Raw genomic sequence first — 19,739 nt, 5'->3', positions numbered from 1 at the left:
CGGTGCAAGCCGGAGGGTCTGTTGCCATCGCTCTGATAGTCGCTTTGTCGTCGCTGTTCAGGCTCAGGCAGGTGCAAGGCGGCGTCAGCCCGGGCGGTTCCATGCTCGTGTCATGGGAATACCACTTGCAGCCCCCCGGACGTGGTGAAATATTGGGCCATGGAACACGACCTTTTCCCGACCCCCTTTCCAAGCTGGCCCGACACCGCCCCCGCCCTTGTGGATGTGGCTGCGGGCCGCGCATTTGCAGACATTGTCATTCGTGGCGGTATTTGGGTCAATGTGCATACCCGCGAGGCACTGCCCGACCACGATATCGCCATCAAGGACGGGCGCATTGCCTGTGTCGTACCCGATGCCAGTTATTGCACGGGCCCCGACACCGAAGTGATCGAAGCACACGGCCGCTACATGATCCCAGGCCTGTGCGACGGGCATATGCACATTGAAAGCGGGATGCTGACCCCGGCAGAATTTGCCGCAGCGGTAATCCCGCATGGCACCACCTCGATGTTCACCGACCCGCATGAGATTGCGAATGTGCTGGGCCTTGCCGGGGTCCGCCTCATGCACGATGAGGCACTGTTGCAGCCCGTGAACATCTGGACGCAGATGCCATCCTGCGCCCCCTCTGCGCCGGGGATGGAAACCACCGGGTTCGAGATCAGCGCCGAAGATGTGGCCGAGGCCATGGGCTGGCCCGGCATCATCGGTCTGGGCGAGATGATGAACTTTCCTGGCATGGCAGCAGGTGATCCGCAAATGCTGGCCGAGGTGGCAGCCACCCAACGGGCGGGCAAAACCGTCGGCGGGCACTATGCTTCGCCCGATCTTGGGCGCGACTTTGCCGCCTATGTTGCGGGCGGTCCGGCGGACGATCACGAAGGCACCTGCGAAGCGGATGCCATAACCCGAATGCGGCAAGGGATGCGGTCGATGATCCGCCTTGGCTCGGCCTGGTATGACGTCGAAACCCAGATCACCGCGATCACCGAAAAAGGGCTCGATCCGCGCAACATGATCCTGTGCACGGATGACTGCCATTCGGGCACCTTGGTGAATGACGGGCATATGAACAGAGTTGTACGCCACGCAATTGACTGTGGATGCGACCCGCTTGTCGCGCTGCAAATGGCGACAATCAATACAGCCACACATTTTGGGCTTGAGCGCGAGATCGGATCACTCACCCCCGGAAGGCGAGCGGATATGATCCTGACCTCGGATCTGAAGACACTCCCGATTGAGCAGGTCATCGCACGGGGCAAGACCGTCGCGATCAATGGCAAGCTGGTCGTGGACTGCCCGCATTTGAACTGGCCAGCGACCGCCCGTCAGACTGTGCATCTGGGCAAAACACTGACCGCATCAGACTTTGAAATCAAAGCACCCGAGGGCCGCAATTCGGTCACGGCCAATGTCATCGGCGTTGTCGAAAACCAGGCCCCGACCAAAGCACTGAAACGCGACATGCCCGTTAACAATGGCAAGGTCGAACCCCATGGCGACACCTGCCAGATCGCGCTGGTGGAACGGCATCGCGCAACCGGGGGCGTCACAAACGCGCTTGTGGCCGGGTTCAACTATACGGGCAAGATGGCCATGGCCTCGACCGTGGCCCATGACAGCCACCACATGATCGTGGTGGGCACAGACCGCACCCAAATGGCGCTGGCCGCGAACCGGCTGGCCGAGGTGGGCGGCGGGGTCACGATCTTTCGCGACGGCAAAGAACTTGCGCTGGTCGAGCTGCCCATTGCAGGCCTTATGTCCGACCGCCCTGCCCGCGAGGTCGCCGCCAAGGCAGACCAACTCGTGCAAGCGATGGTCGACTGTGGCTGCACCCTCAACAACGCCTACATGCAGCACTCATTGCTTGCCTTGGTCGTTATCCCCGAATTGCGCATATCGGACCTTGGGTTGGTCGACGTGCGTACCTTTGAATTTATCCCAGTACTTGAGCCAACAACATGAAAACACTTGACCAAAGCCATCAGAGCCACGCGGAATTCAACGACGCAACGGCCGCCGTCAAACGGCTTAAGAACCTCTACCAAGAGGCGTCGGATTTCCTGTGTTCACAGTTTTTGGATGCGATGAAAAACGGGGCGCCCGCGGGTCGTGTGCGGGCATTCTACCCCGAAATCAGGTTTACAACCTCAAGCTATGCGCGGGTCGACACGCGGCTCAGCTTTGGGCACGTATCGGCACCCGGCACATATGCCACGACCGTGACGCGTCCGGACCTGTTCGCGAATTATCTGATTCAACAGATCGACCTGCTGATCTGCAACCACGACCAACCCGTCGAAATCGGTTATTCCAGCACGCCCATGCCAGTGCACTTTGCAGTCGCCAATGACCCGGACCTTACGGTGCCGCAGCAGGGTGCCGCATCCTTTCCGCTGCGCGACTTTTTCGATGTGCCAGACCTGAGCAACACCAACGATGATATCGTGAACGGGACCTATGAACCCGAAAACGGCATTGGGCCCCTGGCCCCCTTTACCGCCCAACGCATCGACTATTCACTGGCGCGTCTGGCCCACTACACCGCCACCGATCCATCACATTTCCAGAACCATGTGTTGTTCACCAACTACCAATTCTACGTGTCCGAGTTCGAGGCCTATGCCCGCGCCCAGCTGGATGACCCGACCAGCGGCTACACAGCCTTCGTGTCCACCGGAAATGCCGAGATCACAGCGGGCGATCAGCCACTGCCCGACAGCCCCAAAACGCCGCAAATGCCGACCTATCACCTCAAGCGGGCAGATGGGTCCGGGATCACCCTGGTCAATATCGGGGTGGGTCCATCGAATGCCAAAACGGCGACAGACCACATCGCGGTCCTGCGCCCTCACGCGTGGCTTATGGTCGGGCACTGCGCGGGGTTGCGGAACTCTCAGGCGCTTGGGGACTTCGTGCTCGCGCATGGGTATCTGCGCGAAGATCACGTACTAGATAACGATTTGCCGCCTTGGGTCCCGATCCCTGCATTGGCCGAAATTCAGATCGCGCTTGAGCAGGCGGTGGCCAGCGTCACCGAGCTCGAAGGATATGAGTTGAAGCGGATCATGCGCACCGGCACCGTGGCCACCCATGACGACCGGAACTGGGAACTGCGTGATCAGCGTGGACCCGTACAACGACTGTCGCAATCACGAGCCGTGGCACTGGACATGGAAAGTGCAACCATCGCCGCCAACGGTTATCGGTTCAGGGTGCCTTATGGCACACTGCTATGTGTGTCCGACAAACCGTTGCATGGCGAACTGAAGCTGCCCGGCATGGCCTCGAACTTCTACAGGGAACAGGTCGCGCGGCACCTGATGATCGGCATTCAGGCGATGGAGCATCTGCGTGAGATGCCGCTGGAACGTATCCACAGCCGGAAATTGCGGTCCTTTGACGAGACTGCGTTTCTCTGACGATAGCCACGCATCGGGGTCGAGCAGCACTTGTCTGATATCAGGGCTGGACTGTCCTGCGCGGCAGTATCATCCCGGATCAGCTTGGGGATCAAGCTGTGGATTGGCACCTTTGCCATAGCTGCCAACGCTCATTTGATCGGCGCAAAGTACGCGTTTATCGGGCAAACCACCGCTCTGAGCCCCTTGCGCGCACCGACAAATGCGGCGCAGAAGCCAAAAACCGCCAAAAAACCCTGTTTTTCACTTGCACGAGGCCACTATTCGTTGTGTTTTCCCACAACATACCGTTACAAAACGGTTAGGAGGCCCTAATTCTCGGGCAGACGAAGGAGACCAGAAAATGGCAAAACCAATGACAAAAACCCAACTCGTCGCCGCGCTGGCCGAGGAGATGGACTCAGACAAGAAATCCGCAGGTGCCGCGCTGGACGCAATCTGTGGCTTGATCACCAAAGAAGTTTCGGGCGGCGGTGCTGTCACCCTGCCCGGCGTCGGCAAAATCTATTGCCGTGAGCGCCCCGAGCGCATGGTGCGCAACCCTGCCACCGGCGAGCAATTCAAAAAAGAGGCCGACAAGGTTGTCAAAATGACGATCGCCAAGGCCCTGAAGGACAGCGTCAACGGTTAAGTTGACGCCACCTCATGTTCCAAAGGGTCGCCTTCGGGCGGCCCTTTTTTATTGTCTATCCCTTATAGACTGACGCGGCATCACCCAGATAGTTGTCCCAGGCAAACCAATACGAGATGTGGCCCGCCACCCGTGGCAACCGCGCCCCGCCTGGGCCAACAAGCGCATCCTCGGTCACCCGCCACTCGCCACCATTTTGATCATGCAATCGCCCGGCTGATGGCGTGAACGTGCGATCTTCTCGCTCGTAGGCCCGCACGCTGCGCGTCTCTGCATCCCCGATCAACAATAACTGCGTGCCCGCAATCGCATCGTTGATCACGGGCATCCCCATAAACGCATCCAGCGGCCACGCCCGTGCCGCGCCAAATTGGCGGACCGTAAAGATGTAATCCTTTTGTGCGTACTGCCGCTGATCGACCTGCGCGGGGAACATCAGATCGGGGGAGGCAAAGTAGTCGTTGTAGACCACGCCGGACCCATAGTCGCGCCGATGCCCGGTATCGAGACTCAGCACCGTGGTAGACGGGTTGGCCGCCGTCCAATTGTCCCACGTGGTGATAACAACGGGCCGCTGTTTCAATTCGATCCCACTGCCGACCAGTGGGCCGACCACCGGCTTGCCTGTGTATTGGTTCCAAAGGCTGTTGGTTTCACGGTCAAACATCAGTTTGTTTGAGCGATAGAGAAACCCGGAAGAGCCGAGGATCAGCGGCTTGGAGCGCCCCTGCACCTCTGTCTCGAACAGGATGCCCGACCCGCACAAGGTGCAATAGGCCAGCGCCACCGGCACACCGCCGATCACTTCGTTGAACATCTCGTGCCAGCCCATGATGCGCAGTGGGTATGCGCGGGTGTCGCCATTGATCGACACGCCAAAAACCAGATCATCGCCGCGCAGATAGCCGGCCTCACCTGCCTCAATCAGATCGGGATTGTCGAGCGACGGGATGCCGTCTTTGACCACCCCACCCCAGGAAATCTCCTCAAGCCGGATGCGCATCGCATCAGGTTGGATATGTTCGGGACGCAGGAAATCGGCAAAGTTGCCGTCAACGCGCAACAGCACCTCGCGTTTGAAAGTGGGGAAGTCGGCATGCGGTTTGATCTGCGGATTACGTTCCTGCCACAACATCCATTCGAACCAGTCGGTAAAGTGATCTTCGCCCGTGATCGACTTGAGCGCATCCGCAATCTGCACCCCGCGTGATCGGGAAAACCGCAAGGACACGATCAGGGCGGCCGCCATATCCGGATTGCCCCGTTCCTTGATCCGCGCCATTGCCGCGTCGAATTCCGACGTGGTGCCGGACAGCGCCGCACGCTGCACATCCAGCAGGGACGTATCCTGAGCGAGCCCCGCGATGGGCACGCTTGCCCCCGCAATCGCCAATCCGCCAAACCTGCGTCGCGTGAATTTCATGGATTACCTCGTTTTTATCTGCCCTATATGTGGACCGACACGCGATCACTTGCACCAAACAGGGTCGTGATCAGTCCGCTTGCATCCCGTGCCGAATTGCCAGAACGTCCCGCAGCAAGACGAAAGGCATCTTCATGGACATCCGCGCAATTCTGATGGGGCTGACATTCGCCCTGATCTGGTCATCTGCGTTCACCTCGGCCCGGATTATCGTGGCGGATGCCTCGCCCTTGGCATCGCTTGCGTTGCGGTTCTTTCTGTCCGGGCTGCTCGGTGTGATGATCGCACGGATGCTCGGCCAGACGTGGCGCCTGACGCGTGACCAATGGCGCGCAACCATCATTTTCGGGGTATGCCAGAACGCAATCTACCTCGGCCTGAACTTTTACGCGATGCAGACGGTGCAGGCGTCGTTGGCCTCCATTATTGCATCGACCATGCCGCTGATGGTCGCCTTTGCAGGCTGGATCGTGTTTCGGGATCGTTTGCCGTTGTTGGGTATCGTGGGTTTGGTGTTGGGGGTCGGTGGCGTCGTTCTGATCATGTCGGCGCGGCTGGACGCGGGCGTGGACCTGTACGGCGTTGCGCTGTGCATCATTGCAGCCGTTGCATTGACGATTGCGACCCTGTCCATGCGCACCATGTCATCGGGCGGGAACCTGATGATGGTCGTCGGCTTGCAGATGTTTGTCGGATCCGGCGTGCTGGCCCTCGCGTCGGCCCTGACCGAGACGATCCGGGTGGATATCACCCCCGAACTTGTCATCGCCTTTGCATATACGACCATCGGGCCGGGTCTGGTTGCCACCTGGATATGGTTTGCGCTGGTGGCGCGGATCGGTGCCACCAAGGCGGCCACGTTCCACTTTCTCAATCCCTTCTTTGGGGTCGCGATTGCGGCTCTGTTGCTGGGCGAACGGCTTGGAACACAGGACGTGATCGGCGTTGCGATCATCGCGGCGGGCATCCTTGCGGTGCAATTGTCACGGCAGGCCAAAACCTGAACGTCACCTCTTGCGCGCACCTCGTTGCCTCATATGATTCCGCGCAGTTGCCACCTGCCGGAGCCCCCGCCCCATGCACCGCCGTACATTTTTGTTGTCCACCGTCGCGTTGATCCCAGCCATCGCTGGTGCATACCCCGCCGAGACGTTTACCCCGGATGTGTGGCGTGCGTTGCGCACGACCGATCAGGTGGTCATTCTGAATTACCGCGCAAGCTGGTCCATCACATGTCAGATCAAGGCGAACCTGATCGCCGAGGCACTGGCAGACACCCCCGCCTATGCAAATCTGACCTTTGTAGATGTGGATTGGGATACGTTCGGGCGTGCCCAGCTGACCGAGCGGCTGAAGGTCACCCGCCGATCCACCCTGTTGGTGATGAAGAATGGCGAAGAAATCGCGCGCCTGGTGAACGAACCCTATGCCCGCAAGGTGCGCGCCCTCTTGGACACCGCCCTTGCCGCCTGAGGCGACAACCCCAAAGGCCTATGCCTTTCTGCTTATTCCCGGTTACTCCCAACTCGGCTTTGCCTGCGCGCTTGAAGCGCTGAGCCTCGCCAACCTGCACCCCTCGGGTCAGGTATTTTACACTTGGCGGTTGATCAGTGAAACGGGTGACCCCGTGGCCGCCTATAATGGAGTGACAACGGAAGTCGATGTGGCACTGCCCGCCTTGGGTCGACACGAAACGCTCGTGGTTTGTGCGGGACATGACGCAGACCACAACAGCACCAGACCCATCCTCAACTGGATACGGCGCGAGGTGCGCAAGGGGATGGATTTTGGCGCGCTGTCGTCAGGCACCTATACGCTGGCCCTGGCCGGTTTGTTGTCGGGCAAGCGGGTCACCACCCACTGGGAATATCGCGATACCCTGACCGAGATACTGCCGGATGTGAGTATCGAAAACAGTCTCTATTCGGTGGACGGACGCATTTTTACGACGGCAGGCGGTGCTGCGTCGATGGATATGATGCTGCACCGGATCAGAGACGATTACGGCACCGATCTGGCGACATGGGTGGCCGATCAGATGGTCTATACCGATCCGCGCGGACCAGCACATGGTCAACGGCTGTCACGCCGCACCCGGCCCGATCTGGCCCATGGCAAGCTGGGTGTTGCGCTGCAAATCATGGAGAACAACCTGGAGGACCCGCTGCGCCCGGACGAGATTGCGGATGCCGTGGCAATCAGCACCCGCCAGCTTGAACGGCTTTTCGCCAAACACCTTGGCATGTCCCCCAAGCGGCACTACCTGCATCTGCGGCTGGAGAAAGCGCGCGGGTTGCTGCGCCAGACCACGCTGAGTGTGACCGATATTTGCGTGGTATGTGGGTTCCAGTCGCTCTCGCATTTCTCCAAAAGCTATCGCGGCACGTTCGGGCTGTCGCCGGGACAGGAAAAGCGTGGCACCCGCGATATCTGGCCGGATCGCAGATGATTGCGCGGTGCGCCGGTGGGCGCTATCTACACCCTGTAGTTGTGAGGACTTTATGAAGCTCTTGTTTGTGCACCAGAACATGCCCGGTCAGTACCGCGAGCTGATCCAATGGCTGGGCGCGCAGGGTACCCACGAGATTGTCTTTCTCACCCAACGCGCCAAGGCACCAACCTTCAAAGGGGTGCGTAGTGTCGTCTACAAAACGCACCACAAGGCGGATGAAAAGGCCTATGGGCTGTCACGCACATGGGAGAATGCGGCAGGCAACGGCTTTGGCGCGGTCACAGCCCTGCGTACGCTGGTCGCGGACGGATTTACCCCGGATATCGTCATCGGTCATGTCGGGTGGGGTGAGATGACGTTCTTTCGCGAGGTACTGCCCGACACCCCCATCATCGGGTTTTTTGAATATTTCTATTCGGTGCACGGCGGCCCTGTCGGCTTTGACCCTGCAAGCCCGGTCAGCGATCACGCCCCTTATTTGATGCACGGCCACAATGTTGTGCCGCTAATGAATATCGAAGTCGTGGATGTCGCCCACAGCCCGACGATGTGGCAGCGCAACCGTTTTCCCGCCAGTTTTCACGACAAGATCTACGTCTGTCACGACGGCATCCGCACCGATAAACTGAAACCAAACAAGACCGCGAGCGTCAGCCTTGGGCGGGTCGGTCGCCCCCTGACCGCACAGGACGAGGTTGTGACCTTCATGGCCCGCAATCTTGAGACCACGCGCGGCTATCACCAGTTCATGCGCGCCGTGCCCTACATCCAGAAGGCGCGACCGGACGCGCGCATTCTGGTGATCGGCGGCAATGACGCGTCCTATGGCGGCAAATCCAAGCATCCCGGCGGTTTGCGCGGCGAGATGGAGGCCGAGGTCGGCCATCTGATCGACTGGGATCGCCTGCATTTTCTGGGGCAGGTGCCGTACGAAAGCTATAAGCAGGTCATCCAGATCAGCACGTGCCACATCTATCTGACGATGCCCTTTGTCTTGTCATGGTCCCTGCTTGAAAGCATGGCGATGGGGGCCGTGATCGTCGCCAGTGACGTGGCCCCCGTGCGCGAAGCGATGGCCCACAACGAGACGGGACTGTTGGTTGATTTCTTCGATCCCGAGGCGCTGGCTGCTCAGGTGGTCGAGGTCCTCGCCTCGCCGAAATCCTTTGCCCATATCGGGCATGCCGCCCGGCAACACGTTGTCGAGACATACGACTTTCACACTGTGTGCCTGCCCGAGCATATCCGCCAGATCAACGCGCTGGTTCCCGCAGCACTTGCCATTCCGGTGCCCTGAGTGATGCGGATTGTCATCCTGGGTGCTGACAGCAAGGTGGGGCGTTTTCTGCGCCCGCGTTGGGCGGCCTCTGCCATATGGGCAACGCGACAAGATGTTGATATCACGGATACACCCACGCTTTGCGCCACCTTGCGCGGCGCGGATGCGGTGTTGAACCTTGCCGGGGTTACCCACCGCAGCGACGTGCCTCAAACGCTGAACGCCGATCTTGCGCACCGCGTGCTGGACGCAGCACAAACCGCCCGTGCGGGCCGGGTGTTTCTGATGTCGACAGCCGCCGTTTATGGCAACCAGAAGGGCCCGCTGACCGAAGACAGACAACTCGCGCCGCGCACCCCCTACGGGCACGGCAAACACGCGATGGAACAAATCGCATCCGCACACCCGCACCCCTGCACCATCATGCGGGTCGGAAACCTTGCAGGTGCGGATGCCATTCTGGGCAGGTGGAAGCCGGGCTTTGCCCTTGATACCTTCCCGAATGGGCACACACCAATGCGCAGCTACATCGGGCCAACGGCGCTGGCCCGCAGTCTGGGTGCGCTCGTACACCTGCGTGATGCGCCACCTGTTGTGAACGTCGCCGCACCGGGCGCGGTTACGATGGGGGCGCTTCTTGACGCGGCAAACCTTGATTGGACTGCGCGGCCCGCACCAAGCACAGCCATCGCAGATGTCACACTGGACACGACACTGTTGTGCACCCTCACCTCCTTCGCGGCCTCAGACAGCACCGCGCAGGGCATCGTTGCGGACTGGCGCGAAGGGCCCGGCATATGACGTGGCGCAAACGGCTTTTTGATCTGTTCTTTGCCAGCCTGCTGGTCGTGATCCTCGGGCCCGTCATCCTGTATCTGATGTGGGTGATCTGGCGACAGCAAGGTCGCCCTATATTTTACGTCGCAAAACGGATGAAAACCCCGACGCAAAGTTTTGGGCTATGGAAGTTCCGCACGATGAGCGTTATCAACAAGAATGAGAACAAAGGTGTGTCCGGTGGCGACAAGACAGGCCGGATTACCCCGCTTGGTGCCAAACTACGCGCCCGACGCCTAGATGAGTTTCCACAGCTTTGGAACATTCTGCGTGGCGATCTCAGCTTTGTCGGGCCGCGCCCGCCGTTGCGCGAATATGTTGAGCAGTTCCCCGACACCTACGCTGCCGTCTTGCAATCACGCCCCGGCGTCACAGGATTGGCAAGCGTGGTGATGCACGGCCACGAGGAAAAGTTGCTGGCACGGTGCAAAACCCCCGAAGAAACTGACGCGCTCTATGCCCGGATCTGTGTTTCGCGCAAAGCCCGGCTGGACATGATCTACCAGCGTGATCAAAGCACGTGTTACGATTTCAGTATTGTTTTTCAAACGATTGCTTTGGTGTTTCGGCGTAGATGATCTGACGCGCTGCTTTGTAAACGAATTACTTACGCCTTTGCCCTAACGATCAAAGCAGGTGAAACACTTGTCAGGTTGAAAGGGTGCGATGCTGTCGGGGCTTACATCACTGTCGCGTTTGCACAAACGCAGCATTCTGGCAGGGTTTGACGCGGCGCTTGTGCCGGTCGCAATGCTGTTGGCGACGGGCCTGACATCGACTGCGGGGTATGGTGCAAAAAGCCTGATCGTGGTGTTGCCATACCTTCTGATAACGGCGGGTGCGGTATCATTCTGGCTGAACGTGTCATGCGGGACGCTTGACGATGATTTTGCGGACACCGTGGGGCGCACGGCGATCTTTGCAGCTGTGGTGATGTTGGCGTCGATGGCACTCAATGCGATCAGTCGCGACGCGCTTGCGCTCAACACCCAGATCATATTCGGCATCGCACTTTTTGTGGCATCAATCCTCAGCCGGGCGATTTTGCTACAAATCGTACTGTGGCTATATCGGCGGAATGAAACCCGCTGCCGGGTCTTGATCTACGGGGCGGGCGCAACGGGCATGCAACTGGCATCAGCCCTGCGCAATCACAAGATCATCGAACCTGTTGCGTTTGTGGATGACAATCAGGCGCTGCATGGACTGCGCGTGCTGCGCATGCCGGTGCACAACCCGGCGCACATTGCAGACCTCATCGCTGACAGGAAAATTGATCGGGTGCTGTTGGCGATCCCCTCACAAAGTCATCCAAAGCAGATGCAAATTGCACGGCGCTTGCAAGACATGGGCCTTGAAGTGCAAACGCTCCCCTCGTTCTCGCAACTGATCGGAGAAGAGGCGCTGGTCGACAAGCTCAAGCCACTCAACCCGCGTCGTTTTCTCGGGCGTGACGAGGTTGCTGGTGCGCATCAAGGCACGTTTGAGGGCGCGCGGGCCTACTCGGGGCGCACTGTGCTGATCACGGGCGCTGGTGGATCCATCGGGTCCGAATTGTGCCGTCAGGTGTTGGAATGTCGGCCCGCCAAACTTGTCCTGTTCGACCATAGTGAGCTGGCTTTGTACCAGATCCATCAGGAACTCGGTCCTGTGGTGCAGGACAGTAGGATCGAACTTGTCCCCATACTCGGCTGCGTTACAAAATCGGTGGATATCGCCCGCACTTTGGAGCGACACAATGTGCAGGTCGTGCTGCACGCTGCAGCCTACAAACACGTGCCGCTGGTTGAAGAAAACCCATCGTCGGGCATGTGCAACAACGCTTTGGGCACCCACACTCTGGTCTCGCTCGCGGCCAAGGCGGGGGTTGAGCGTTTTGTCCTGATCTCGTCAGACAAAGCAGTGCGACCGACCAATATCATGGGAGCCTCCAAACGGCTGGCCGAACTGATCGTGCAGGATCACGCACACCGCATCACCACCCCTCATAGTCAAGTCTTCTCCACGGTTCGATTTGGCAATGTCTTGGGCTCATCCGGGTCCGTGGTTCCGTTGTTTCAGGAACAGCTGCGCCGCGGTGGTCCCTTGACACTCACACACCCGGATGTGGCGCGGTATTTTATGACGGTGCAAGAGGCTGTGCATCTTGTTCTGCGCGCCGGGTCAATGGCGCATGGCGGCGAAGTGTTTGTGCTGGATATGGGCAAGCCTGTGCGCATCGAACATCTTGCCCGCCAAGTCATCGAAAGTGCGGGATTGACGGTGCGCGATACCCAGAACCCCGATGGTGATATTTCGATTGAAGTCACAGGCTTGCGCCCGGGCGAAAAGCTGTCCGAGGAACTGACGCTGAACAGCACACTGGCCCCAACACCACACAAAAAGATATTTTTCACCTTCGAACAGCATCTAAGTGAGATCGAAGTCGCCTCCGCAATGCGATCCCTGCGCCTCGCGCTGGCTGAAGATGACGATTCTGCGATCCATGCCATCGCAGCCAGATGGGTCGAGGGGTATGAAACATCACACCTCATCCCATGCGCAGCGACCGTACCCGCATCTTGGATAACCTGACCCAACCATTTGCCGTTGCCGCATCGCACATATTCAACGGCCTCAGATACCGGACGTGTGTGGCATCAAATAGCTCGCATGACTGCACCATTGGCACAATTATTGTTCCGGCTGCCATTGAAGGATCAGCCCTCAGCGAACAGTGGCGGACGGCACATGCACTGTTTGCAAAACCCCTTTGAAAACAACGGGACCGCGCATAATGCTGGTCTGCACCTTTGTTTTGGGCAAACGACACCTAGATAAGGGACACCCGTAGCGCAGACCTTTCCGCACAATGGGCAACGCACCAGATCGGAGCACACCATGACCAAGTTTTTCAAAAACCCCGATGTGATCGCAACCCTGTCACCCGAGGAATTTCACGTCACTCAGGAAAGTGGCACCGAACGGCCAGGCACCGGCAAATTACTGAACAACAAAGAACCCGGCATTTATGTCGATATAGTATCGGGTGAACCGCTGTTCGCGTCGTCAGACAAATACGAATCCGGCTGTGGCTGGCCATCGTTTACCAAACCGATAGAGCCTGCCCATGTCGAAGAATTACGGGATGCCACCCTTGGCATGATCCGCACCGAAGTCCGCAGCAAACATGGCGACAGCCACCTCGGGCATGTGTTCCCCGATGGCCCACGAGATCGTGGCGGGTTACGGTACTGCATCAACTCGGCGTCGCTGCGGTTCGTGCACCGCGACGACATGCAGGAGGAAGGCTACGGCGGCTATATTGAACAAGTGGAGGATATCGCATGAGCGAGCAACGCGCAGTTCTGGCCGGTGGGTGCTTTTGGGGGATGCAGGATTTGATCCGCAAGAAACCCGGCGTCATATCAACCCGCGTGGGCTACACAGGTGGCGACGTGCCAAATGCAACCTATCGCAACCATGGTACCCATGCGGAAGGGATCGAAATTATCTTTGATCCCACCATTATTTCCTATCGCGATATCCTTGAATTTTTCTTTCAAATCCACGATCCAACCACGTTGAACCAGCAAGGAAACGACCGTGGGCTTAGCTATCGCTCAGCGATTTACTATGTGGATGACGCACAAAAGGCGGTGGCCCAAGACACGATCGCGGACGTAGATGCGTCGGGCATATGGCCCGGAAAGGTTGTCACCGAACTTGAGCCTGTCGGCCCGTTTTGGAACGCGGAGCCCGAGCATCAGGACTATCTTGAGCGTATTCCGCACGGGTACACATGCCACTTTGTCAGGCCCGGTTGGGTGTTGCCCAAACGCGCCGCGGAATAGGAACCAACCAGGACACATGGCACCATTTCCGCCGCATCGTGTTTGTTATCCAGAACATGATAGCCGTGGAAATGATGAAAAATTACTGGGTTGGGCACCTACCGTCCCTGTGGTCACCATGGTGGCCCGCGCCGAACGGGATACCCTCCATATACGATAAATGAAGGGAACTGGCGGGCCACGTGCCCGCCTTTCCTACGTCCGGGACCGCGCCACACGTGGTCGACCCGTCGCCTCAACCGTCAAGGTCGCCTGGACGAAAACATCCCGCGCTTCAATCTTTGCCGTGCGGATGTCACGGTCGACCCAAACCTCGATTTCAAGGGCACCCGCTGCCTCGGCAGCCTCCCATGCCAGGGCGCGCAGCACGCTCTCAAGCCGCGCCAAGGCGGTATCGGACGCTGCAAAGTCTTCTGGCCCAGCCTCCAGATGCACCCGAAACAGACCTTCGCTCGGAGCGGTAACAGATCCACTGCGCCGCACTGCCACACGTCCGACGACGGCCCCAATCGCGTTGGCGACCCCCCCATCCTCCGGCAGGATCATATCCGCACCCATCCGCGCCCCAACCCGAGGGTAATAAGTCGCAGCAGAGGCCCCCAACCCGATGACAGGAACGTTTAGTCCGGTCGCAATGCGGACTGCACCTGCATGTCCGCTCAGCCCCTTTTGCATCAACACATGATGCGCAAGACGTTCGTCCATCCCATCCTGGACCAACGCGACCTCAAGCAACGCGATGGCTGTCTGGTCCCTCAACTGATCCACGACGCGCTGCGCCAAAATAACCGGGTCGTGGGCCAAAACATCGCCAGACCCGGTGCGTCGCCGCCCAAACAGCTGACACGCAAGATGCGCCGCATCTGCATTCCAAACCGTCAACTCCCCCAGAACATGACACGCATCCGAAGGCGTCAGTGCAGCAACCTGAACCAAACCACGTGCCACCAACCGCTTGAGTGCGCCCGTCTCCATTCGCGTGCGCAACACAGCGGCCAGCGGGTGCACCCCCACCCCGATCCGATCCAAAAGGGCGACGTCACGATCAGCCAATCCACCCATGCCAAGGCCCGGCACCGCGCGCACGAAACGACCATCATGTTCACCCGGTGTAGTCGCCCGCACTTGTGCCTCAAGTGCGGGCAGCACAACTTCGGGTGCTTCGTGCGCGAGCAATGAGACCGGAACGACCCGGCGCGGCCCCAATGACAAACCGCCCGCCAACCCCTCACTAATGAAGTGCACTTCGCTATCTCCCCCCAGTCCGGTGGTGCGCATCGCGACCGCCTCGACCATGGTGCGATACGGACCCACCCGCGCGCCATCGGGGTCAATTTCGGGTCGCCCGTCCTGCAACATGGCCACATCTGTGGTGGTTCCGCCAATGTCACTGACCAACGCATGATCCGCCCCCGTCAACCACCGGGCACCAACGACGGAGGCCGCCGGGCCGCTCAGAATGGTCTCGATGGGTCTCGCGCGCGCCTGCGCAGACGACATCAATGCGCCATCACCGCGGACCACCATCATCGGGGCTTGGATACCGATGATGCGCAGCTCCTCCTCTGCCCGGCCGATGAGCGCATCAATCATACCGATCAAGCGCGCATTCAAAACAGCCGTCAACGCACGTTTTGGACCACCCAATTTGGCCGACAATTGGTGCGAGGCTGACACAGGTCGCCCTGTCATCTCCTGCACCAGTTCCATCACGCGCAGCTCATGGGTTGGATTGCGCGTGGCGAATTGGGACGCGACGGCAAATCCGCTTACATCCAATTTATGCGTCTCTAAAAAGGCCAATAATGTGATTTCATCCAATGGAACCGCCTGTGCGCCGTCATGCCGATGTCCACCTGCCAGCAGGCATACGGGATCCCCCTTCAACGCGTCAGCCAGACCTTGGGTTTCCAGATCCTGCGCCCGAAACCCGACATAGATCAGCGCCACACGTCCCCCTTGCCCCTCCACCAACGCATTTGTGGCCAAGGTCGTGGACAGGGACGCCATGCCGACAGCACCGGGCGCAATGCCGGAGTCCTTTAGGACAGAACGCACAGCCGCGCCGACACCCACAGCAAGATCGTGGCGCGTCGTCAAAGCCTTGGCTCGCGCCAGAACCTCAGTTTCGCCGCGCATCAGAACCGCATCGGTATAGGTGCCGCCGGTATCGACGCCCAACATTATCGCCATCCCCGTCCCCTTTATTGGCAATGGATAACGGGCCTATTCGCGACCCGTCGCGCCCAATTGCGTCACGGCCCAACGGGCTGCGTCTGCAACCGTTTCATCCGGGTCATCGCATAGGGTCCGCGCAACGGCCGCCAGTTTCACGTCACCGGAATTCCCAATTGCATACAAGACATTGCGGACAAAACGATCCCTTCCGATACGCTTGACCGGCGATCCTGAAAACCGTGTGCGAAACGCAGCGTCATCCAGAACGGCCAAGTCTGCCAAAGGTGGCGCACCCACCACTCCGAGATAGCGTATATCGCTGGCCGCAACTGCAAACTTGTTCCACGGGCAGACCGCCAGACAATCATCGCATCCGTAAATCCGGTTTCCCAGCAATGGGCGCAGCGCAAAGTCGACTGGCCCCTTATGTTCGATCGTCAGGTACGAAATGCAGCGACGTGCATCCAATTGATAGGGCCCGGGGAACGCGTCAGTTGGGCAGACATCAAGGCACGCCCGACAGGACCCGCAATGATCCACCTCGGGTGGGTCCGCATCCAGCTCAAGTGTCGTGAAAACCGACCCTAAAAAAGCCCAGTTGCCCCAATCCCGGCTCACCAGATTGGTGTGTTTACCCTGCCAGCCGAGACCTGCGGCTTGTCCCAATGCCTTTTCCGGCACAGGGGCCGTATCGACGAAAACCTTTACCTCGCCCCCCGCCTCTTCGATCATCCAGCGGGCCAAACGCTTGAGCCGCTTTTTGACGATATCGTGGTAGTCACGCCCCTGTGCATAGACCGACACGGCCCCGCGCGTGGGCTGTTCCAGCACCGCCAGCGGGTCATGGTCGGGCGCATAGCTTTCGGCCAACATCAAGATCGACTTCGCCTCGGGCCACAATGCGGCCGGGTCAGACCGCCAGTGCATCCGGTCCGCCATCCATCCCATCTGACCATGACGCCCCTGCGCCACAAAAGTGGCCAGACGATCCGCGACCTTGGGCACAGCATCCGGGCGGCACACGCGCGCCATCACAAACCCCTCGTCAAGGGCGCGCTGGACGATCCGCTGTTTCAGGGTCTGTTTTTCCTGTTCCAAAGAAATCCCGGTGTCTGGTGCGGCGCCCCTATTGGACGCGGGCCTCTAGAAATCCAGATCGTTGTAGTGTTTGGGTGGGGGGAAGCCGGGCACCTGATCGGCCAGAATGGACCGGAACGCCGGGCGCGACTTGATCTTGGCATACCAGTCCTTGACCACATCCGACCGGTTCCAATCCACATCCGAAATATAGTCGAGCGATGACAAATGCGCTGCTGCCGCGAAATCTGCCAGCGTCATAACATCCCCCGCCAACCAGCGACGGTGATCCAGCAGCCATGTCATGTAGTCGAGGTGATACTTGATCGCCTTCGCGCCATCTTTAACATTACGGCTGTCGGGAAAGCCCTGGCCCATCACCTTTTTGTTGACCCGCTCGTATAGCAGCTTTGAGGTGACTTCGTTGTGAAACTTGTCGTCGAACCACCCGATCAGGCGGCGCACTTCCAGCTTGCCCGCAGCATCGGACGGCATCAGGGACGGTTCGGGCCGTGTTTCTTCGATATACTCGCAAATCGCGGCACTCTCGGACATCATCAGCCCGTCAAGGCGCAACACCGGCACCTTGGCCGCAGGGTTCCGGCGCAGGAAATCCGGGTCCGCTTCCCAATAGCGTTCTTCGACAAGCTCGACCTCGATCTTCTTCTCGGCAAGGCTCAGTCGGACCTTGCGGCAGAACGGAGAAAGCGGAACATGAAACAGGCGGGCCATAAATAATCCGAAGTCAGGCAATAGGTCAGGCATGCATGCACGGCGCGCGCCAGTTTTTCAACTCTGGAAACACGCATTACGCCCATCCGCGCGGATCGTGGCCGCACCATCGAGGATCGATGCGGCCCGCTTGCGGACATATGATGACGGGTTGCTGGCCGAGCGACCTTTGGGATTGGGCAGAATCGCAGCCAACCGCGCGGCCTGCACATTACTCAGCGCCTCGGGGCCCACGCCGAAGTAGTGGCGCGCGGCGGCCTCGACCCCAAACACGCCTTCGTCAAACTCTGCCACGTTCAGGTACACTTCGAGAATACGCCGCTTGGACCAGATCGCTTCGACCAGGGGGGTCATTGCGGCCTCCATCACTTTGCGCACCCAGGACCGCCCGTGCCAAAGATACACATTCTTGACCACCTGCTGACTGATGGTCGACGCGCCCCGGCTACTGCCCTCGTCAATGGCGGCGCGGATCGCAGCGATATCCAGACCCCAGTGCAGGCAAAAATTCGCGTCCTCTGCCGCGACCGCAGCCCGGGCCATGATCGGTGCAATTTCCTGAATGGCGACCCATTCGTGATCCACACCATTCAGGCGGCGCGATTCCTGCATCATGTAGAATGTCGTTGGAGGGTTCAGCACCGACCACAACGCCGTACCCACCACAGCGATCAGAAATACCACACTAACCAACCGCAAAGCCCATCGGGTCAGCCACCGCATAGGCCGAAACCGGCGCTTTGCCGTGCTCTTTTTAGTGCGGGTTTTACGAGATCTCGCCATGCCCACAGCTATAGGCAGCGCCGCGCGATGTGTGAACTAGTCCGATACCGATTGGGCCAGATATGTGCCAATTCTGCGCGCACCCTTGGGGGACGGGTGAAGCCCATCAAAGGCAAACAGGCCACGTTGATCCGAGTCAATCACAACCTCACTGTCCAGAAACGTCAATCGCGGGGTGGCTGCCGCCAGCCGGGCCAACCGCGCGTCATAGTCCACCAGATACGGACGGCACCCGGTGAAAGGCCCCGACCGGCTGCTCGCATAATATCCCATCCAGATCACATCGACATCCCGCGCCAGTACTTCGGCCAGAAACGTCGGCACCTCACCTGTCAGGTCCGCGGTGATCAACCCATCCAGCACTGACGCGCAAGCGTTGCAGGAACAATCACTCAGAAGGTCATTCGCCCCACCATTGATCAGCACAATATCCCAAGGCCCGTTTCGAAGTCGGGTGCGCACATCAAAGCCAGCGGCGCGGCCCAAGGTCGAGGTGTTGGAAAACCGCGCGCCAACCACCGCATCATTTTCAACCTCCGCCCCCAAGGCTGCCCCAAAGACGGATGGGATGTCGCGCCCTGTCCATTTGTGCCACGCCAGAATGCTGTCGCCGATGGCCAACACGCGAGGTGGATCAGCCAGCGTCATGGTTGGCCACATACACAGAAGGAAAATGATGTACCGCATGCGCGATCAGATAATGCTTTGCAGCCCCGATGCCAGCCCGCAACCATTCATTCACTATCTTTTCAGAAAACTCAATTTAAAAACAAAGCGTTAATCACTAACGAAAACTGAACATCTCCGCTAACCTTGGATCATTCGCAACCGCTTTTGGAGTCAGGAGATGATCGACCCAACCACCAGCGCGCAACCCGGTGCCATTGCCCCACAGTTTCGCGCATTGAACACGACGGATGCTGCCCTTGTGTGGCTGCTCAAATGGTCCGGTGATGCAGATCATGTGATCGCGCACAAGCTGGGCACGATGCCCACCCGCGTCGCTGACATATTGGCCGAAAACACCCATGTCGGCAGTCGGGATCGGGCCACCAAGATGGCCGCCCGACCCGATACCTAAAA

19 protein-coding genes are annotated in these 19,739 nt (G+C 59.2%); 13 read left to right on the top strand and 6 right to left on the bottom strand.

Annotated features, from left to right (window positions below; genetic code table 11):
- Nucleotides 1–159: 159 nt before the first annotated feature.
- The 3 genes from ade (at nt 160) to Q0859_RS15900 (ending at nt 4,062) form a co-directional block, all read left to right on the top strand.
- Nucleotides 160–1,974, top strand: coding sequence for an adenine deaminase (gene ade, locus Q0859_RS15910; RefSeq protein ID WP_299152909.1), 1,815 nt, complete (start codon nt 160–162; stop codon nt 1,972–1,974).
- A complete protein-coding gene (locus Q0859_RS15905) occupies nt 1,971–3,431 on the top strand; it encodes an AMP nucleosidase (protein ID WP_299152907.1) in 1,461 nt (486 codons plus the stop codon). Before ade ends, Q0859_RS15905 begins: the two co-directional genes overlap by 4 nt.
- Nucleotides 3,432–3,774: 343 nt before the next feature.
- Complete coding sequence (locus Q0859_RS15900) at nt 3,775–4,062, top strand: HU family DNA-binding protein (protein ID WP_299153005.1); 288 nt, start codon at nt 3,775–3,777, stop codon at nt 4,060–4,062.
- Between the two features lie 55 nt (nt 4,063–4,117).
- Here the strand turns inward: Q0859_RS15900 and Q0859_RS15895 are convergent, their stop codons facing one another.
- Nucleotides 4,118–5,485 (bottom strand): DUF3179 domain-containing protein, encoded by a 1,368-nt coding sequence (locus Q0859_RS15895; RefSeq protein WP_299152904.1) that lies wholly within the window; start codon nt 5,483–5,485, stop codon nt 4,118–4,120.
- Between the two features lie 134 nt (nt 5,486–5,619).
- Here Q0859_RS15895 and Q0859_RS15890 point away from each other — a divergent pair, with 134 nt between their 5' ends.
- The 9 genes from Q0859_RS15890 to msrA all read left to right on the top strand — a co-directional run bounded on the left by Q0859_RS15890 (nt 5,620) and on the right by msrA (nt 13,886).
- Nucleotides 5,620–6,489 (top strand): DMT family transporter, encoded by an 870-nt coding sequence (locus tag Q0859_RS15890; protein WP_299152902.1) that lies wholly within the window; start codon nt 5,620–5,622, stop codon nt 6,487–6,489.
- Nucleotides 6,490–6,562: 73 nt separating this feature from the next.
- Nucleotides 6,563–6,958, top strand: a complete 396-nt coding sequence (locus tag Q0859_RS15885; RefSeq protein WP_299152900.1) for a thioredoxin family protein — start codon at nt 6,563–6,565, stop codon at nt 6,956–6,958.
- On the top strand, nt 6,948–7,934 hold the full coding sequence (locus Q0859_RS15880) for a GlxA family transcriptional regulator (RefSeq protein ID WP_299152898.1): 987 nt from the start codon (nt 6,948–6,950) through the stop codon (nt 7,932–7,934). Before Q0859_RS15885 ends, Q0859_RS15880 begins: the two co-directional genes overlap by 11 nt.
- A 52-nt stretch (nt 7,935–7,986) precedes the next feature.
- A complete protein-coding gene (locus tag Q0859_RS15875; RefSeq protein ID WP_299152895.1) occupies nt 7,987–9,234 on the top strand; it encodes a glycosyltransferase family 4 protein in 1,248 nt (415 codons plus the stop codon).
- A gap of 3 nt (nt 9,235–9,237) precedes the next feature.
- Nucleotides 9,238–10,017, top strand: a complete 780-nt coding sequence (locus Q0859_RS15870) for an NAD(P)-dependent oxidoreductase (RefSeq protein ID WP_299152893.1) — start codon at nt 9,238–9,240, stop codon at nt 10,015–10,017.
- Complete coding sequence (locus Q0859_RS15865; protein WP_299152890.1) at nt 10,014–10,631, top strand: sugar transferase; 618 nt, start codon at nt 10,014–10,016, stop codon at nt 10,629–10,631. The genes Q0859_RS15870 and Q0859_RS15865 overlap by 4 nt, the downstream gene beginning before the upstream one ends.
- Before the next feature lie 88 nt (nt 10,632–10,719).
- Complete coding sequence (locus Q0859_RS15860) at nt 10,720–12,627, top strand: nucleoside-diphosphate sugar epimerase/dehydratase (RefSeq protein ID WP_299152887.1); 1,908 nt, start codon at nt 10,720–10,722, stop codon at nt 12,625–12,627.
- Nucleotides 12,628–12,933: 306 nt separating this feature from the next.
- Complete coding sequence (gene msrB, locus Q0859_RS15855) at nt 12,934–13,383, top strand: peptide-methionine (R)-S-oxide reductase MsrB (protein ID WP_299152885.1); 450 nt, start codon at nt 12,934–12,936, stop codon at nt 13,381–13,383.
- Complete coding sequence (msrA, locus tag Q0859_RS15850; RefSeq protein WP_299152883.1) at nt 13,380–13,886, top strand: peptide-methionine (S)-S-oxide reductase MsrA; 507 nt, start codon at nt 13,380–13,382, stop codon at nt 13,884–13,886. The genes msrB and msrA overlap by 4 nt, the downstream gene beginning before the upstream one ends.
- Nucleotides 13,887–14,081: 195 nt before the next feature.
- Here the strand turns inward: msrA and Q0859_RS15845 are convergent, their stop codons facing one another.
- From Q0859_RS15845 to Q0859_RS15825, 5 genes are read right to left on the bottom strand one after another with little or no spacing between them, the layout of a single operon-like run.
- Nucleotides 14,082–16,079, bottom strand: coding sequence for a hydantoinase/oxoprolinase family protein (locus Q0859_RS15845; RefSeq protein ID WP_299152880.1), 1,998 nt, complete (start codon nt 16,077–16,079; stop codon nt 14,082–14,084).
- Nucleotides 16,080–16,112: 33 nt separating this feature from the next.
- The gene (gene queG / locus Q0859_RS15840) at nt 16,113–17,162 is read right to left on the bottom strand and encodes a tRNA epoxyqueuosine(34) reductase QueG (RefSeq protein WP_299152877.1); all 1,050 of its coding nucleotides are present in this window, start codon (nt 17,160–17,162) and stop codon (nt 16,113–16,115) included.
- Between the two features lie 45 nt (nt 17,163–17,207).
- Entirely contained in the window at nt 17,208–17,873 is a 666-nt protein-coding gene (locus Q0859_RS15835) for a glutathione S-transferase family protein (RefSeq protein WP_299153003.1), read from the bottom strand.
- A 57-nt stretch (nt 17,874–17,930) separates the two neighbouring features.
- Complete coding sequence (mtgA, locus tag Q0859_RS15830) at nt 17,931–18,656, bottom strand: monofunctional biosynthetic peptidoglycan transglycosylase (RefSeq protein WP_299152875.1); 726 nt, start codon at nt 18,654–18,656, stop codon at nt 17,931–17,933.
- A 36-nt stretch (nt 18,657–18,692) separates the two neighbouring features.
- A complete protein-coding gene (locus Q0859_RS15825) occupies nt 18,693–19,343 on the bottom strand; it encodes an SGNH/GDSL hydrolase family protein (protein ID WP_299152873.1) in 651 nt (216 codons plus the stop codon).
- A 160-nt stretch (nt 19,344–19,503) separates the two neighbouring features.
- Here Q0859_RS15825 and Q0859_RS15820 point away from each other — a divergent pair, with 160 nt between their 5' ends.
- On the top strand, nt 19,504–19,737 hold the full coding sequence (locus tag Q0859_RS15820; protein WP_299152871.1) for a hypothetical protein: 234 nt from the start codon (nt 19,504–19,506) through the stop codon (nt 19,735–19,737).
- Nucleotides 19,738–19,739 lie beyond the last annotated feature (2 nt).

It is taken from the genome of uncultured Tateyamaria sp. (assembly GCF_947497045.1).
In the GTDB taxonomy this organism is placed as follows: domain Bacteria; phylum Pseudomonadota; class Alphaproteobacteria; order Rhodobacterales; family Rhodobacteraceae; genus Tateyamaria.
The sequence above is the reverse complement of the archived record's forward strand: the minus strand, read 5'-3'. Positions and strand labels throughout refer to the sequence as shown.